The sequence below is a fragment of the Rhizobium sp. NZLR11 genome, assembly GCF_019685115.1.
GTDB lineage: Bacteria > Pseudomonadota > Alphaproteobacteria > Rhizobiales > Rhizobiaceae > Rhizobium.
The window spans coordinates 150,346-166,534 of the sequence record NZ_JABDWD010000009.1; the positions used below are offsets into that span (position 1 = coordinate 150,346).

14 protein-coding genes are annotated in these 16,189 nt (G+C 61.4%); 9 read left to right on the forward strand and 5 right to left on the reverse strand.

Annotated elements, in window-relative coordinates:
- Positions 1 to 245 precede the first annotated feature (245 nt).
- The 6 genes from HJB83_RS17630 to queF all read left to right on the forward strand — a co-directional run bounded on the left by HJB83_RS17630 (position 246) and on the right by queF (position 7,561).
- Positions 246 to 2,486, forward strand: coding sequence for a TonB-dependent hemoglobin/transferrin/lactoferrin family receptor (locus HJB83_RS17630; RefSeq protein WP_221132494.1), 2,241 nt, complete (start codon positions 246 to 248; stop codon positions 2,484 to 2,486).
- A gap of 262 nt (positions 2,487 to 2,748) precedes the next feature.
- The gene (locus tag HJB83_RS17635) at positions 2,749 to 4,938 is read left to right on the forward strand and encodes an anthranilate synthase (RefSeq protein ID WP_207581329.1); all 2,190 of its coding nucleotides are present in this window, start codon (positions 2,749 to 2,751) and stop codon (positions 4,936 to 4,938) included.
- Positions 4,939 to 5,055: 117 nt separating this feature from the next.
- Positions 5,056 to 5,292, forward strand: coding sequence for a hypothetical protein (locus tag HJB83_RS17640; RefSeq protein ID WP_037078786.1), 237 nt, complete (start codon positions 5,056 to 5,058; stop codon positions 5,290 to 5,292).
- A 14-nt stretch (positions 5,293 to 5,306) separates the two neighbouring features.
- On the forward strand, positions 5,307 to 5,978 hold the full coding sequence (locus tag HJB83_RS17645) for a DUF2161 domain-containing phosphodiesterase (protein WP_221115871.1): 672 nt from the start codon (positions 5,307 to 5,309) through the stop codon (positions 5,976 to 5,978).
- Positions 5,979 to 6,182: 204 nt separating this feature from the next.
- The gene (emfA, locus tag HJB83_RS17650; protein WP_221115870.1) at positions 6,183 to 7,097 is read left to right on the forward strand and encodes a cation diffusion facilitator family transporter; all 915 of its coding nucleotides are present in this window, start codon (positions 6,183 to 6,185) and stop codon (positions 7,095 to 7,097) included.
- A complete protein-coding gene (gene queF, locus HJB83_RS17655; protein WP_207581326.1) occupies positions 7,097 to 7,561 on the forward strand; it encodes a preQ(1) synthase in 465 nt (154 codons plus the stop codon). The genes emfA and queF overlap by 1 nt, the downstream gene beginning before the upstream one ends.
- Positions 7,562 to 7,697: 136 nt before the next feature.
- Here the strand turns inward: queF and HJB83_RS17660 are convergent, their stop codons facing one another.
- Positions 7,698 to 8,480, reverse strand: a complete 783-nt coding sequence (locus HJB83_RS17660) for a DUF2076 domain-containing protein (RefSeq protein ID WP_207581325.1) — start codon at positions 8,478 to 8,480, stop codon at positions 7,698 to 7,700.
- 282 nt (positions 8,481 to 8,762) lie between these two features.
- Here HJB83_RS17660 and HJB83_RS17665 point away from each other — a divergent pair, with 282 nt between their 5' ends.
- From HJB83_RS17665 to leuA, 3 genes are all read left to right on the forward strand, one after another.
- Complete coding sequence (locus HJB83_RS17665; protein WP_207581324.1) at positions 8,763 to 9,347, forward strand: ATP-dependent Clp protease proteolytic subunit; 585 nt, start codon at positions 8,763 to 8,765, stop codon at positions 9,345 to 9,347.
- Positions 9,348 to 9,541: 194 nt separating this feature from the next.
- Positions 9,542 to 10,741: a benzoate/H(+) symporter BenE family transporter gene (locus HJB83_RS17670; RefSeq protein WP_405049114.1), complete on the forward strand. Its 1,200-nt coding sequence runs from the start codon at positions 9,542 to 9,544 to the stop codon at positions 10,739 to 10,741.
- Positions 10,742 to 11,102: 361 nt separating this feature from the next.
- Positions 11,103 to 12,854 carry a 2-isopropylmalate synthase gene (leuA, locus tag HJB83_RS17675; RefSeq protein WP_221132495.1) on the forward strand — a complete coding sequence of 584 codons (1,752 nt, stop codon included), beginning with the start codon at positions 11,103 to 11,105 and terminating at the stop codon, positions 12,852 to 12,854.
- A 154-nt stretch (positions 12,855 to 13,008) separates the two neighbouring features.
- Here leuA and HJB83_RS17680 read toward each other — a convergent pair whose 3' ends face one another.
- The 4 genes from HJB83_RS17680 to HJB83_RS17695 all read right to left on the reverse strand — a co-directional run bounded on the left by HJB83_RS17680 (position 13,009) and on the right by HJB83_RS17695 (position 16,179).
- On the reverse strand, positions 13,009 to 13,851 hold the full coding sequence (locus tag HJB83_RS17680; RefSeq protein ID WP_207581321.1) for an anti-sigma factor: 843 nt from the start codon (positions 13,849 to 13,851) through the stop codon (positions 13,009 to 13,011).
- A 2-nt stretch (positions 13,852 to 13,853) separates the two neighbouring features.
- Complete coding sequence (locus tag HJB83_RS17685; protein WP_207581320.1) at positions 13,854 to 14,363, reverse strand: RNA polymerase sigma factor; 510 nt, start codon at positions 14,361 to 14,363, stop codon at positions 13,854 to 13,856.
- Positions 14,364 to 14,550: 187 nt separating this feature from the next.
- On the reverse strand, positions 14,551 to 15,111 hold the full coding sequence (locus HJB83_RS17690) for a M48 family metallopeptidase (protein ID WP_207581319.1): 561 nt from the start codon (positions 15,109 to 15,111) through the stop codon (positions 14,551 to 14,553).
- Between the two features lie 159 nt (positions 15,112 to 15,270).
- Positions 15,271 to 16,179, reverse strand: a complete 909-nt coding sequence (locus tag HJB83_RS17695) for a metallophosphoesterase (RefSeq protein WP_221115866.1) — start codon at positions 16,177 to 16,179, stop codon at positions 15,271 to 15,273.
- Positions 16,180 to 16,189: the final 10 nt, after the last annotated feature.

A 16,189-nucleotide genomic window follows, 5' to 3' on the forward strand; every position in this document is an offset into this window, starting at 1 on the left:
CGTAGGTGATAACGCATTATCGCGGTTTTCGTTGCAATTACGCAACGTCAGGAAAGATCGTTAAAACTTGATAGAATAATTCAACATAAAGTGTCGCTTTATGTTGACAAAATATCTCATGTTTTTTATGCGGCGAAAAGAAGGCGAAATTCAGCATCGCTTTCATCCGCAAAAGCCCAGCCAGCCCCTCGAGCGTTCGACGCGCCGCGACCAGCCAGCCCGGTAATCATCATGAGAGGTAGGTTATGATCGTCCGGTATTGGCGCTCGGTTCTATTGGTCTGCACGGCAGCCGCAGTTGTTCTTCCTGTTTCGCAGTCTTTCGCGCAAAGCGCTTCGGCCACCACGCCGCAAGCAACGGCCGACGACAGCACCGTCCTGCAGAAGATCGTCGTCAAGGGCAAACGCCTGGCGCCGGGCAGTGTCGCCGACACGCCGCTTGCAACCGAGATCACCGACAAGCAGCTGGACGAGAAACAGGTCACTAATCTCGAAGACCTCGGACGCAGCGTCGATCCCGGCGTGAATTTCTCGCGCGGCGATGCCGGCGTCAATCTGCGCGGCCTCTCCGGCGCACGCATCCTGACTGTTGTCGACGGCATTCCGATTCCCTATCTCTCGAACAGCTCGCGCCAAGGTGCCTTCGCGCCTGCCAACGCCAATGGCGGCGGCGATACGTTCGATTTCAACTCGCTCTCGTCGCTTGATATTGTGCGCGGGGCGGATTCGAGCAAGGGCGGCTCGGGCATGCTCGGCGGCGCGATCGTCGTCAATACGCTGGAGCCGGAGGATATCATTCCCGAAGGCCGCGACTGGGGCGCGATCGTCAAGTCCACCTATGACAGCGAAGACAGCAGCCTTTCCGGTTCGGCCGCCGCCGCCAAGAAGATCGGCGGCACGTCGATGCTCTTTCAGGGCGGCTACCGCAAAGGGCATGAACGCGACAATATGGGCGACAGCGACAGTTACGGTCGTTTGCGGACCGAGGCGGATCCCGCCGATTTCGACCAGCACAACCTGCTCTTCAAGCTCCGCCAGGAGCTGGAAGGCGGTCATCGCATCGGCCTGACGGCGGAGCGGTTTCGCCGCGATCTCCAAACCGACCTGAGAGAGCTACAGGGAACCGGGCGCACCTACATGATCGACAATTATGATGGCCGCGAACTGCGCGACCGCGATCGTGTATCGCTCGACTATGACTATGAAGCGCAGTCCTCAGATGCATTCTTCACCAACGCCCGGGCCACGCTCTATTGGCAGGATCTGAAGAAGGAGTCGGGCAGCCATGGACGCACAGCGGCCAATGTCGCCTACGGCCGAAACAATGAGATCGAAAATAAGACCTGGGGCTTCAACGGCACGGTCACCAAGGATTTCGAATATTCGAACGTCCGCCATTCGGTAAAAGCAACGCTCGACGCGACGACGTCGGCCTGGAACCAGTACAGCTCCGCGCTTTGCCCGACGCCGACCACGTGCCCTTCGCTCAACAATCAGTCGGAAGTGCCGGACGTAGACAGCAAGACGATCGGCCTGTCGATCGAAGACAAAATCGAGTTCGGCGATACGAATTTTGCGCTGACGCCGGGCATTCGTTTGGACTGGTTCAGCTATGATCCGTCGACGGGTGGCGGTTTTGCCAGCAATCCCGCGCTTGCAAAATTCGGTACGCTGTCCGATCGCAGTGATCAACATGCTTCGCCGAAGGTGCTCGCCACCTACGAACTGACACCCGATGTACAGCTCTACACCCAGCTGTCGTCAGCCTTCCGCGCCCCGACTGTCGACGAGCTCTATAGCCGCTTCTACAATGCGGGCGGCAATTATGCCCAGCTCGGCAATCCCGACCTGAAGCCCGAGACCGGCTATGGTGTCGAAATGGGCGCCAATTTCGACACGGGCGATTTTAACGGTCGCTTGGCGCTCTTCCACAACCGATATCACAACTTCATTGAAACGGTGACGAGCGTCAACGCCTCCACCGGCATCACGGAGTTCAACTATACCAATGTCAGCAGTGTGACGATCTCGGGTGTCGAAGCGAGCGCCAACAAGAGGTTCAACAACGGCATCAATCTGCATGCAGCGCTTGCCTATGCCTACGGCAGGAACGAGGAAACTGCCCAGCGCCTCCGCTCGGTCGCGCCCTTCAAGGCGATCGTCGGCGTCGGTTGGAGCAACGAGAATTTCGGCTTCGATCTTTCCTCGACGCTTTCGGCAGGCATGCTCACAGACCATCTCAGCACGACCGCCGATACGACCTTCGATGCGCCCGGCTATGCAATCGTCGACCTGACCGGCTGGTGGACGCCGGAACAGGTGCCGGGCCTGCGGGTGCAGGCGGGCGTCTACAACATTTTCGACCAGGAATATTTTAATGCGCTCGCCCTGCGCGACGTCAACCCGAACTCAGCCGCATTGCAGCCGCAAGATTGGTATTCCGAGCCCGGCCGCACTTTCAAGGTCTCGCTGACGAAAACTTTCTGATCGGGTCAGAGCAGGACATCAGATCGGGCGGCTTTCGGGCTGCCCTTTTTCATTACGCAATCGCCTCTTGCGTGGCGGCCGATCTCAGGCTAACAATTTTCCCATGATCAAGTCCTTGAACATTGCTGTTTGGTGGTGGGCTCGCTAAGGCGGCCTCGACCAATCGTGTCCAAAGACGACGAGTGAGCCGCCCGAAACTTCGAGGCGGCTTTTTTTGTTTTATGGTCGCCTGTCGTCCGGGCCCCGATAACGGAGTGGAACAATGGTAACGATCCTGCGGGATGATGGTGCGGAAATCTACGAGACCAAGGGCGGCATATCAGTCACGCGACAGCGGCGGGCAATCCCCTACGGCGATGCGGTCTCTTCCTATATCGACAAGCTCGACGAGCGCCGCGGCGCGGTGTTCTCGTCGAACTACGAATATCCGGGACGTTATACGCGCTGGGATACTGCCGTCGTCGATCCGCCGCTCGGCATTTCTTCCTTCGGGCGGGAGGTCTGGATCGAAGCCTACAACGAACGCGGCGAAGTGCTTCTCGGCTTCGTGATCGAGCGGCTAAAGACTGTGTCCGACCTCGTGCTCGGCGCTTCCTCCGCTCGGCGTCTCGACCTCTCGGTCAAGACGCCGGACCGGGTATTCACCGAGGAAGAGCGCTCGAAGATGCCGACGGTCTTCACTGTGCTGCGCGCCGTGACCGATCTGTTCTATTCGCAGGCGGATGCGAGCCTCGGGCTCTACGGCGCCTTCGGCTACGACATCGCCTTCCAGTTCGACGCGATCGATCTGAAGCTGACGCGGCCCTCCGACCAGCGCGACATGGTGCTCTACCTGCCTGACGAGATTCTCGTCGTCGACAATTACGCCGCCAAAGCCTGGATCGACCGTTATGATTTCGAAAAAGGCGGCGTGTCGACCGAGGGCAAAGCCGGCGATATCGCGCCCGAACCCTTTAAGCACACTGATTCCATCCCGCCGAAGAGCGATCATCGGCCCGGTGAATATGCCGAGCTCGTGACCAAGGCGAAGGAAAGTTTCCGCAAGGGCGACCTCTTCGAAGTCGTGCCCGGACAGAAATTCATGGAGCGCTGCGAAAGCAAGCCTTCCGACATCTCCAAGCGGCTGAAGGCGATCAATCCGTCGCCCTATTCCTTCTTCATCAATCTCGGCCATCAGGAATATCTGGTCGGCGCCTCACCGGAAATGTTCGTGCGCGTTTCGGGCCGCCGGATCGAGACCTGCCCGATCTCGGGCACGATCAAGCGCGGTGACGACCCGATCGCCGACAGCGAGCAGATCCTGAAGCTTCTGAATTCGAAGAAGGACGAATCCGAACTGACCATGTGCTCCGACGTCGACCGCAACGACAAGAGCCGTGTGTGCGAGCCCGGCTCGGTCAAGGTGATCGGCCGCCGGCAGATCGAGATGTATTCGCGCCTCATCCACACGGTCGATCATATCGAGGGACGGCTGCGCGACGACATGGACGCCTTCGACGGTTTTCTCAGTCACGCCTGGGCGGTCACCGTCACCGGCGCCCCGAAGCTCTGGGCGATGCGCTTCATCGAGAGCCGTGAAAAGAGCCCGCGCGCATGGTATGGTGGTGCGATCGGCATGGTCGGCTTCAACGGCGACATGAACACCGGCCTGACGTTGCGCACTGTGCGCATCAAAGACGGTATCGCCGAGGTGCGCGCCGGTGCGACGCTGCTCAACGATTCCATCCCTGAGGAAGAAGAAGCCGAAACAGAACTGAAGGCCTCTGCCATGCTTTCCGCCATCCGCGACGCCAAGACCGGCAATTCCGGCAAGACTCAGCGCGACGTCGCAAGCGTCGGCAAGGGAGTCAGCATCCTGCTCGTCGACCATGAAGACAGCTTCGTCCACACGCTTGCCAATTATTTCCGCCAGACGGGGGCGACCGTTTCGACCGTGCGCACGCCGGTGCCGGAGGAAATCTTCGACCGGCTGAACCCGGACCTCGTCGTGCTGTCACCGGGGCCTGGAACGCCTAAAGATTTCGACTGCAAGGCGACGATCAAGAAGGCGCGGGCGCGCAACCTGCCGATCTTCGGCGTCTGCCTGGGGCTGCAGGCGCTCGCCGAAGCCTATGGCGGAGAACTGCGCCATCTGGCACTGCCGATGCACGGCAAGCCCTCGCGCATCCGCGTGCTGGAACCGGGCATCGTCTTCTCCGGCCTTTCGAAGGAAGTGACGGTCGGCCGCTACCACTCGATCTTTGCCGATCCCTCGACGCTGCCGCGCGAGTTCATCATCACGGCGGAGAGCGAGGACGGCACGATCATGGGCATCGAACACGCCAAGGAGCCGATCGCCGCGGTACAGTTCCATCCGGAATCGATCATGACGCTCGGCGGTGACGCCGGGATGCGGATGATCGAAAACGTCGTGGCGCATCTGGCACGCAAGGTGAAGACGAAGGCTGCCTGAGCGTAATTCCCTCGCCCTTCCTGTGTTGCGGGAAGGGCGGGCTTCCACCGAAGAGTTCGGTTGACTTTCTCAAGCAAATCAGAACATTTCAGGAACGATCAATCGGAACCCGTTGCCGTGGCCAGTGAAAAATTCATCGTTCTCCCTTACCGCAAGAACCGCGGCAACCTCGTACCCGGCGAAATGCGCCAGGCATCCAACTCCGTCAGCGCGGAAAAGATCGCTTCGGCGATGGCTGAGCGTTTCGTCGGCGTGGCGGCCTATGCCGTAATTGTTGACGAGGAAACCGGCGACATGTCCTCGCCGCGGCTGCTCGCGCGATATGGCGAGATTGCCGATCTCAACGCCGCCTGAAGCATCTTTCTGCCATGGAGACATCGCTTTACCTGCCCGTCAAAGCCTTCCTGGAGGCGGCCGGTTATGTCGTGAAGGGCGAGGTCGGAAAGTGCGATCTCGTTGGCTTGAGCGATGGCGAGCCGCCGGTCGTGGTGGTCTGCGAACTGAAACTCTCCTTCAACCTCGAACTGCTTCTGCAGGCGGTCGACCGCGCGGCGATGAGCGATGAAGTCTGGATCGCGGCGCGTGTTTCCGCCAAGGGCCGCGGGCGGGAGGCCGACAGGCGTTACCGCGACCTCTGCCGGCGGCTCGGTATCGGCATGCTCGGCGTCTCCGATGGCGGCGAGGTCAGCATTATCGTCGGTTCCATTTCACCGATGCCGCGGACCAACCCAAAAAGGCGCTCGCGCCTCGTCAGCGAGCACAAGCGCCGCCGTGGGGATCCTGCGGTCGGTGGTGGTTCGCGAGCGCCGATCATGACCGCTTATCGCCAGCAGGCACTGCTCTGCGCCTCAGCACTCGAACGTGGTCTGGTACGACCGCGGGAGATGAGGGCGCTTGCGGCGAATGCCGGCCCGATCCTGCGCGACAACGTCTACGGATGGTTCGAGCGTGTAGAGAAGGGTATCTACGCCCTGACGCCCGCAGGGCAGGCCGCGCTCTTGCGCTGGCCGCAACCTGTCCTTTCCGACCCGGCCCCTTGAACCGCCCGGCACCCGCCATCGGAGGTTACGCAGCTCTCAATCGGGGAGGCACCGCCTGTGAACGACGTTTCATTCCCTTTGACAAACCCTCCTTCATCGCCCATATCACCCTCAATCTGAACCGCCTTCGCGATCGTCGCGTGGGCGGTTTTGCGTTTAAACGGCTTGAGAGCTGCAATTCATTCGCAACCGCAGGGGGACGATATGAGTGACAACGGCGACCTTACGGTTCGGACGCTGGCGATGTGGGGGATACCGCTGTCGCTTGGCGTCATGGGCCTAAAGATGGTGGCGTGGTGGGTCACCGGGTCGGTGGCGCTGCTGTCGGACGGCCTCGAATCGACGGTCAACGTCGTTGCCGCCTTCATCGCCTTTTTCGTCATTCGCTATGCGCAGAAGCCGGCCGATCACGACCATCCCTTCGGCCATCACAAGGCGGAATATCTGTCGGCCGTTACCGAGGGCGTGCTGATCGTCGTCGCCGCACTGTTGATCGTCAACGAGGCGGTCGGTTACCTCGCCGAGCCGCGCATGCTCGACGCACCTGTGCTCGGCCTTGCGATCAATGTCGCGGCCGGCGTCATCAATGCGGTCTGGGCGCGGCTGTTGATCCGGACCGGGCGCAGGTATCGCTCGGCCGCACTTGCCGCAGACGGGCAGCATATCATGTCCGATGTGGTGACCTCAGTCGGCGTGCTCGTCGGCCTGCTGCTGGCGCTGGCGACGGGTTATGCGATCTTCGATCCGGTGCTTGCCATTCTCGTCGCCGTCAACATCCTTTATCAAGGCTGGAGGGTGATCTCACAATCGATCGGCGGGCTGATGGATCAGGCGGTCGAGCCGCAGGAGGAGGAGGCGATCAAGCAGGCGATCGCTACCCACGCGGCGGGTTCGATCGGCGTGCACGACCTGAAGACGAGGCGGGCGGGTACCGTGACCTTCATCGATTTTCATATGGTGGTGCCAGGCGGCATGTCGGTACGCCAGGCGCATGATATCTGCGACCGCCTTGAGGATGCCATCAGGGCGGTGCACGAGGGCGCCACCATTGCAATTCATGTGGAGCCGGAGGGCGAAAAGGCTCACGGCATCCGCGTCAAGGTCGTCAAGGAGGCATGATGCCGAATACCGATACCTCCAGCCTGTCGATGCTGGGCCAGCAAACCGAAACCGCGCGGTCGCCGGAGGCGGCGGTGCTTGAAAAAGTGCCGTCCAACCATGCCGGCACCGATTACGTGGTGCGCTTCACCGCGCCGGAATTCACCTCGCTCTGCCCGATGACCGGGCAGCCGGATTTCGCCCATATCGTCATCGACTACATTCCCGGCGAATGGCTGGTGGAATCGAAGTCGCTGAAGCTCTTCTTGCATTCCTTCCGCAATCACGGCGCTTTTCATGAGGATTGCTCGATCTACATTGCCAAGCGCATCGTCGAGCTGCTCGATCCCAGGTGGTTGAGGATCGGCGCCTACTGGTATCCGCGCGGCGGCATTCCAATCGACGTGTTCTGGCAGACGGGCACGCCGCCGGAAGGGGTGTGGCTGCCGGAGCAGGGCGTCGCCACCTATCGCGGGCGCGGGTGAGCTGCGGTCGGGCGAAGCCCGAGCAATCGATCCAGTGAATCGATTGCAGCAGCGAACGCCCTGAGCTTAAAGCGAAGGGCCGGGCAACAGTGCGGCAATGCGAAACCAACTGCCGCCCATTTCTGCCTAATAAACCTCACACGTCCGTGACGTCGCCACCGGATGAGTCGTCGGCAGAATCGTCGCCGCCGTCGTAATCGGCCTGCTGCACATTGGCATTGTCGTTGTCATCGGCAGCGTTGTCCGAGGCCTGGCTTGTGTCGTCATTGCCGTAATAGTTGTTGATGACGGTTTCCTCGGTGGGAGCACTGGCATTGCCGAAGGGGTTTGCGCCGAAGGGCGAGCCCCAGCCGAGCGAGGACATGTGATTGCCGAAGATGCCGCTCAGTGAATTGGCAAGCAGCATGCCGCCGGCAACGCCCGCTGCCGTGCCGAGCGCGCCGCGCAGGAAGCCGCCGCCGGCCGAAGGCGCAGAGGCCTGCTGGGTCCAGGGGCCAGTCGGCTGCTGCTGCGGCTGGCGGGCATCGCGGTCGTAGCCGCGGGGTTCGTCATAGGCGCGTGATTGCTGGCCCCAGGGACCAGAAGCGCCAGGGCTGGACGGAATGGGTGCTGGCTGCTGCGTCTGGGTGTTGCCGAAGATCGAGCTCAGGAAGCCGCCGCCCTGTTCGGCCTGGCGGTGATCGTTCGCGCCGGCTTCCAGCTGGCGGACATGCTCCTCGAGCTCCTTGATATGATTGGCCGCCGCCTCCAGCCCCTTTTCCTGAACGATGACGGCCTGGGCAAGATAATAGGTGGCCGAGGGCTGCTCGCGCGTCGCCTGGTCGATCAGGGCCTCGGCGTCGCGGTCGCGCGGCTGGGCGGCCGCGGTGCGCACACGATCGAAGAGGGCAGTCAGCAATTGGCGTTCTTCGGGTGACATGTCCTGTCTCCTGTTGCTCCAGAGCGCTCCCGTGTCCGACCGGACGCATTAAGAACGCTCGATGATTTTTTCGGTGCAGCTTTCGCTGCGTGAGGTTGAGGTAGGAACCGATTTAGGCTTTTCAAAGCCTTTGCCCGTTACAATTCAGTAAGGCTTGCAGAACGACGCGCGGCTTCTTAAGGATATCTCCATCGCTTCGGTGCCTTGTGTTTTTCCCACATTGTTTTAGGCATTGAGTCGCACTATGTGCGGGGAAGCCGAATTCATCTCCAAGAGGTTCGAATGAACGACGAAGACCAGGACGACAAGACGAAGGAACTGCCGCTCGGCAAGGAAACGGAGGCGAATCTTTTCAAGTCGCGTTCGATCTTCATCTACGGACCGATCAATCAGGAATTGGCGCAGAAGGTCTGCTCGCAGCTCGTGGCGCTTGCTGCGGCCAGCGACGAAGACATCCGCATCTATGTCAATTCGCCCGGCGGCCACGTCGAATCCGGCGATTCCATCCATGACATGGTCAAGTTCATCAAGCCGAAGGTCTGGATGATCGGCACCGGCTGGGTCGCCTCGGCCGGCGCGCTGATCTATGTCGCCACTCCGAAGGAGCGGCGCCTGTGCCTGCCGAACACCCGCTTCCTGCTGCATCAGCCCTCCGGCGGCACGCGCGGCATGGCATCCGATATCGAGATCCAGGCGCGCGAGATCATCAAGATGAACGACCGCCTGAACAGGATCATGGCTGAGGCCACCGGTCAGCCGCTCGACAAGATCGCCAGGGATACCGATCGCGACTACTGGCTTTCGGCCGAAGAGGCGAAGGATTATGGCCTCGTCTCGCGGATCGTGACGTCGCAGGCCGATATCTGAGTTCTCTCATTCAAAGCTGCTAAGAACCCGCCCTTGCCTGCAGATCTCAGGTGAGGGCGGTTTGCTTTCAGCAGTGCTTGAGTGGAGATAGCACTCCTATCGGCGAGGACTGAACGGAAAGGCCTGAATCCGGACTTGCGCCTGCGGCAACCATCATGCTCCATGCGCCGTTCTTACAGTCCAAGAGTCCCGCCATGCACAAAGATTTTTCCGTCCAGGCCCTGTTCATGGGGCTGCTGACCGCCTTCGTCGGTTCTGCCAGCTCGTTTGCCGTCGTGCTGCACGGGCTCGAAGCGGTCGGTGCGACGGATGCGCAAGCGGCTTCGGGGCTGATGGCGTTGTCGATCTCCATGGGCGTTTGCGCGATCGTGCTCTGTGCCTTGACGCGATTGCCGATCAGTATCGCCTGGTCGACGCCCGGCGCCGCGCTGCTGGCAAGCACCGGGGCAATCGACGGCGGCTTCAATGCGGCGGTCGGCGCATTTCTGATCTGTGCTGCGTTGATTGTCGTCGCCGGACTTTTCAAGCCGCTCGGCCGGGCGGTTGCCGCCATTCCTGCGCCGCTCGCCAATGCGATGCTATCAGGCGTGCTGATCGGCCTCTGCTTCGCGCCGGTGAAGGCGATCGGCTTCAACCCGCTCCTCGGCCTGCCGATCGTCGTCGCCTGGATCGTCGTCGGCGCCTTCAAGCGGCTGTGGGCGGTACCGGCAGCGCTCGCTGCCTTCGTGCTGGTGTTGGTCTTTGGCGTCGATATTCCCGACGGTGCACTGAGTTCGCTCGAACGGTCGCTGGTGCCGACGGCGGAGATCATCTGGCCGGTGTTCAATCTTGCCGGCCTTGTCTCAATCGCGCTGCCGCTGTTCATCGTCACCATGGCCTCGCAGAATATTCCGGGTATCGCGGTCCTGAAGGTCAATCACTACGATCCGAAACCCGGTCCGCTCTTTGCCGTCACCGGCTTTTTCTCCCTGCTGTCGGCGCCGTTCGGCGGCCATGCTGTTAATCTGGCGGCAATCACCGCGGCGATGTGTGCCGGACAGGATGCCCACGCCGATCCGAAGAGGCGCTATTGGGCGTCACTGATCGCCGGCGTCGGCTATGTCATCCTCGGGCTGCTCGCTGGCGCGGTGACTGCCTTCGTCGCCCTTGCGCCTCCCGTCCTGATCGAGGCGGTGGCAGGGCTGGCACTGGTCGGCGCCTTCTCCTCCTCGGCGATGTCGGCCTTCCAGGCCCCGGAGTCGCGCGAGGCGGCGGCGATCACCTTCCTGGTCACCGCCTCAGGCGTTTCCTTCGGCGGCATTTCCGGCGCTTTCTGGGGCCTGATCGCGGGCGGGCTGATGCTGGCGCTGGCGCGGCTGGTGAGTGTTTGGAAAGATCGAAGCCAGCCGCGATAGCGGAATGTCATTGCGCCATCGGCCGCCAAAAGCCTGGCAAGGGCTTGCCAGTTCCACCGCCCGAGGTTATAAGCGCGGCCATGAAGACCACTGGCGCCAGAATTTCTGACACGATTGCACGCGGCCGCATCGCCCTGCGTGACAATACGCGCGCCCTGACCTCGCTTCTTCTCCTCGGCCTTACGCGCGGTTGCCGGGTCCTTTGAGGAGCGCCCGGCGGCCGAAGGCCCGCCCGGCCATCGCTCCTCGCGACTCACTTTCAAAATTGAACTAATGACCGACAAAGGTCCGCATTTGTATATCGCCAAGCCTGATACGATCGGCTAAGAGCGGGCAAATGCCGGGACGAGGAGACGATACGATGGACGCGAAGACGCAATCCTCACTGAAGGCCGCCCCCGCAAAAGGCATGTCCGACGCTGCAAAAGGCATGCCCGACGCTGCGGTGAAATACCGGGCGTATCCGCAGGTGAACATTCCCGACCGCACCTGGCCGACGAAAACCATCACCAAGGCGCCGGTCTGGTGCTCGGTCGACCTGCGCGACGGCAACCAGGCACTGGTCGACCCGATGGGCCACGATCGCAAGGCGCGGATGTTCCAGCTGCTGCTGGAGATGGGCTTCAAGGAAATCGAGATCGGTTTCCCCTCGGCCTCGCAGACCGACTTCGATTTCGCCCGCTGGTGTGTCGAAGAGAGCAACGTGCCCGCCGACGTCTCCCTGCAGGTGTTGGTGCAGTGCCGCCCGGAACTCATCACCCGCACCTTCGAGGCGCTGGAAGGCGCAAACCGGCCGATCGTGCATTTCTATAACTCGACCAGCGAGCTGCAGCGCCGCGTCGTCTTCGCCAAGGATGTGCAGGGCATCAAGCAGATCGCCGTCGATGCCGCCAAGATGATCACCGACATGGCCGCCAAGGCGGGCGGTGGTTATCGTTTCGAATATTCGCCGGAGAGCTTCACCGGCACCGAGCTCGAGGTGGCTTTGGAAATCTGCAATGCCGTCATCGAGGTCGTCAAGCCGACGCCAGATAACAAGCTGATCATCAACCTGCCGTCCACCGTCGAGATGGCGACGCCGAACGTCTATGCCGACCAGATCGAATGGATGTGCCGCAACCTCGACAATCGTGACAACCTGATCGTTTCGCTGCATCCGCATAACGACCGCGGCACAGGGATCGCCGCCGCCGAACTGGCCTTGCTGGCAGGCGCCGACCGCGTCGAAGGCACGCTCTTCGGCAATGGCGAGCGCACCGGCAATGTCGACATGGTGACGATGGCGCTGAACATGTTCACGCAAGGCGTCGATCCCGAAATCGACTGCTCGAACATCGGGCGCATCAAGGAAGTGTTCGAATATTCGAACCAGATGGCGATTTCCGAGCGTCATCCTTACGTCGGCGAGCTGGTCTATACGGCCTTCTCAGGCTCGCATCAGGATGCGATCAATAAGGGCATGAAGGCGGCGCAGGTCGCCAACCATCCCGTCTGGGAAGTCCCATACCTGCCGATTGATCCGCGCGATGTCGGCCGTTCCTATGAGGCGATCATCCGCATCAACTCGCAGTCCGGCAAGGGCGGCATCGCCTATATTCTGCAGCAGGATTACGGGCTGAACCTGCCGCGCAACCTGCAGGTCGAGTTCCGCGAGGATATCCAGCGTATTACCGACGTAGAGGGCAAGGAGCTTCCTTCGAAGCGGATCTACGACCGTTTTATCGAGCGCTACGTGACGCAGCCGAGCGCGCGCCTCAAATTCGTTGACCACCACACCTATCCCGATACCGAGCACAAGGGTCAGCGGATCGTGGCGGCTGAGATCACCGACAATGGCGAGATCAAGCGCATCGAAGGACGCGGCAACGGCCCGATCGACGGCTTCATCAACGCGCTGTCGCATTATCTCGGCATCGAGATGTCGGTCGAGGACTATTCCGAACATTCGCTGCAGCACGGCTCGAACGCGGCAGCGATCTCCTATGTCGAGACTTCCTATCCCGGCGGCAAGCTGTTCGGAGCCGGCGTCAATACCAACATCGTCGCGGCATCGCTGGAAGCGATCGTCTCGGCGGCAAACCGCGTGCTCGAGGTGAAGGCCGGCAAGGCCTGATCTTAAGAACTCAGGCCGCGATCGATGCGGCTTGAAATGAATTGGAGCTAAAGCGCGTCGCATCAAACTTGATTCATGCGACGCGCTTTAGCTCTTTGTTTTTGTATGTCGTTATCCCGCTGCGCAATTCCGGGCGAGATGCATCAGGGCGCCGTCAGATCGCGGTAGCGATTTTCATTGCGAGCTGGCCGAGCGTCGCTTCGGCGGAGGGGCCGGCAAGCACGTAGGACGTGCCGGCATTGTGCCAGGTCACGAGGCCGATCTCGTCCTTGATCGTTTCCTTGAAGTCGTCGGTCTCCGGTGGCTGCGCGTCCTTGCGGAAGCAGATGGAGATTACGTCGCCGTCGGCGTTGGAATAGACGAGCTGGCCGACAGGGCGGCTGTCGCCGAGGATGACGCGGGCGCCCTGGAAGGTCCAGGCTTCGCCGCTGAGATCCGGCACGCGGAAGGGCACGCCGATCGCGGTCGTCAGCCAGCTGGAGATTTCCTCTGCCTGCGAGGCGGGCACTTCGACGAGATGACGAGGCTGGCGGATCAGCAGGCGCTGATAGGCTGTGACGTCGCCCAGCCAGTCGCTGGTATTGGCCGGTGCGGTGGCGGAGGTTGTGGTGGCTATTTCGTCGGCATCCGGGGCGGTGCCGACGAAATAGCCGATACCGCAACCGACGGCGAAGAGGATGAGAGCGGCGGCCAGTGCCTGCGGGCCGCTCGGCGCCAGTTTCACATGCGGGCGCGTGGCGCGCTGGGCGATCGGCGTTTTTGGCGGCTGCGTGCTTTTGATCGCGCGGACGAGGGCGAGCGGCACGGGCTCCTTCAGGATATCGTCGAAGCGGTGGCGGCCGAAATCGGCGCCGTGGCGCAGCTTCTCGTGCAGCCGGCGCGTGCTCTCGTCGGTTGCCAGGCGCTGCTCCAGTTCGTGCCGCTGTTCGGGCGAGACCTCGCCATCGAGAAGGGCGGTGAGCTGGGCTTCGAGCGGCAATTTCCTGAGATCGAGCAAATTCAGTACCTGTGGATCGGGTGGGTGCCGGCAAGCCCGGCAAAATGCAGCCTTGCGGTCGCGAGTTGGGAGACGACATTTGCCACCGGCGTGCCCATGATGTCGGCCGCCTGTTGGTAGCTGTGGCCTTCGACGTCGACGAGCAGGAACATGCTGGAAAGACCGTCCGGCATATCGGCGATCATGTGATGGATGCCGTCGGGATCGGCTCCAGCCGAGCGTTCGCGCGCGGCCTCGCGTATATCGGTGACGTTGCCGCGGACGGAAGCCTTCGGCTTGCGCTTGCGGCTGTCGTCGGTCCATTGCTGGCGGGCAAGCGTGTAGATCCAGCTTTCCAACCGGCCTTCACCGCTCCATTGATTGCCCTTGGTGATGGCGCGCTGACAGACGGCCTGAACGAGTTCGTCGGCCACGGCAGCCTCACCCGCGAGCGTGATCGCGAAGCGGCGAAGGCGGGGCAGAAGGCCGACGAGATCACGCCGGAGATCGATGGTCGTTGCGGGTTGACGCATTGTCTATCCAAGAAGCATTCACAATGGTTTCGCGGACGAAGGGTTCGCCGTCGAACGCGAAGCCGGCCTTATCGACGCCGACGATGCCAGTGCTTTATGAAACAAATCTGCTGCACTTCGCAAGCATCCGGCCGTCTTCATCCCCTTTTCTCAAGGGATTTTCGCATTGTTGCCCACAAACCTTGCGTCAATATGTCTTGTAGCCGTTCAAGCTTTGCAGCAGAGCCCGATAGGCCCATGTGCCTTCGCCGCCGCGATCGCGGATTTCGACAAGCTGGACGCGGGCTCCCTGGATATCTCCCTGTTCCACCATCGCCATGCCCATATAGGAGCGGGCGAGGATGTAGTTCTCATCCGCCTGTAGCGCCCTACGATAGTAGGACATGCCGAGCTCCATGCGACCGGCCTTGCGGTTGGCGTAGCCGAGATAGTTCAGGATGCGCGGGTCGTTCTGATTGCGGGCGAGATTGAGCACGGTGATGGCATTGTCATACTGATCGGCATAGGCAAACTCGCGGGCGAACTTATAGAGATCGTCGTCATTGAAGCTGCTCTTCTTCGGATTGACGCATTCCTTCTTGGCCTTGTCCCAGACCTTGCCGCCGGTGCAGGTCTTGGTCGTCTGGGTCTTCGGCGGCGGATTGGTGTCATCGTTGTTGTCGCCGACCGCGAAAGCAGCCGTGGCGATGCCGAAGGCAAAGCCGGCGGCGAGCGAAATTATGGACAGGTGACGGAAAGAAGACGTCATAAGTGTGCTCCGTTCTCAGGCGATGCAATCGCCGGGATTGTACGCTTACCGCTAAAAATACCAAGAGGTTAAGCGGCCGCCATGGTGATTGTTGCGACGATGGCCTGACGTCCTCTCAGATCGGTTCAAGTGCTGGATAAAAGGAGTCCGGAACCGGCGCTAACGCGTGAAAATATCTGCGCTTTCCGACATCACCGCGTCGCCGGCCCTGTTGAGGCTGAAGCGCTCGCCGCTGAGCTCCCAGGCGCCGGGCGAGCCGTCGATGGAGAAGAGGTTGTAGGCGGCAGGCGGCCTGATGCTGCCCGGGCCCTGCGAGGCTGACGCGATGCCGACGACAGGCACTGGCTGCACCTGGCCGCGCAGCCAGTGCAGCGTGTTCAGGTGCGTATGGCCATGCAGCACGAGTTCGGCGCCGCCCGTCGAAATCACGGCGGCGAAGCGGCGGATGCCGATCATTCGTTTGTAAAAGGCCGTGGCGCCGCGGATCGGCGGATGATGGATCATGACAACGCGGAAGAGACCGGCTTCGCCGGCCGCGCGCAGCACGTTGACTGTATCGCGGGCCTGTCGCGCGCCGAAAAAGCCGGAGGCGGCAAAGGGAGGGGTGGCGACCGCTGTCGAGCAGCCGACGATCGCGACTTTGTCGCGGATGCGCAGATAAGGGAAGATATGGCGATCCTCCTGCCATTGCGGCGGGGCGAGATCGCCGCGGACATAATCGTACCAGGCGCGCATCGACTTCTCGTAGGCGCCGGGCACATAGGCGTCATGATTGCCGGGAACGACTGACGTGTTCGCGGGATCGCCGAGCGCGCGCAGCCAGGCAGCGGCGGCGCGAATCTCAATGCCGCTCGCCAGGTTGACGAGGTCGCCGGTGACTGCCAGGTGATCTGCCTGATGGGCGCGGATGTCGTCGAGCAGCAGATCCAGCGTGCTGCCGAAAAGGTGCTTGCGTCGATTTCGATGCCAGTTCACAAAGCCTGTTATGCGTTTTGAAAACAGCTCTTGAATGGAAAGACTGGGCAACGGCCCGAGGTGGACGTCGGAAATATGCGCGAGCTTAAACATGCTACGAGAC

Excerpts from the sequence above, each read along its gene's own strand:
- HJB83_RS17645 (WP_221115871.1), top strand. The coding sequence starts at position 5,307 with ATGGAGACATCGCTTTACCTGCCCGTCAAAGCCTTCCTGGAGGCGGCC.
- HJB83_RS17685 (WP_207581320.1), bottom strand. The coding sequence starts at position 14,363 with ATGCGTCAACCCGCAACGACCATCGATCTCCGGCGTGATCTCGTCGGC.
- HJB83_RS17670 (WP_405049114.1), top strand. The coding sequence starts at position 9,542 with ATGCACAAAGATTTTTCCGTCCAGGCCCTGTTCATGGGGCTGCTGACC.
- HJB83_RS17635 (WP_207581329.1), top strand. The coding sequence starts at position 2,749 with ATGGTAACGATCCTGCGGGATGATGGTGCGGAAATCTACGAGACCAAG.
- HJB83_RS17695 (WP_221115866.1), bottom strand. The coding sequence starts at position 16,179 with ATGTTTAAGCTCGCGCATATTTCCGACGTCCACCTCGGGCCGTTGCCC.
- HJB83_RS17690 (WP_207581319.1), bottom strand. The coding sequence starts at position 15,111 with ATGACGTCTTCTTTCCGTCACCTGTCCATAATTTCGCTCGCCGCCGGC.
- queF (WP_207581326.1), top strand. The coding sequence starts at position 7,097 with ATGCCGAATACCGATACCTCCAGCCTGTCGATGCTGGGCCAGCAAACC.
- HJB83_RS17660 (WP_207581325.1), bottom strand. The coding sequence starts at position 8,480 with ATGTCACCCGAAGAACGCCAATTGCTGACTGCCCTCTTCGATCGTGTG.
- HJB83_RS17665 (WP_207581324.1), top strand. The coding sequence starts at position 8,763 with ATGAACGACGAAGACCAGGACGACAAGACGAAGGAACTGCCGCTCGGC.
- HJB83_RS17630 (WP_221132494.1), top strand. The coding sequence starts at position 246 with ATGATCGTCCGGTATTGGCGCTCGGTTCTATTGGTCTGCACGGCAGCC.
- emfA (WP_221115870.1), top strand. The coding sequence starts at position 6,183 with ATGAGTGACAACGGCGACCTTACGGTTCGGACGCTGGCGATGTGGGGG.
- leuA (WP_221132495.1), top strand. The coding sequence starts at position 11,103 with ATGGACGCGAAGACGCAATCCTCACTGAAGGCCGCCCCCGCAAAAGGC.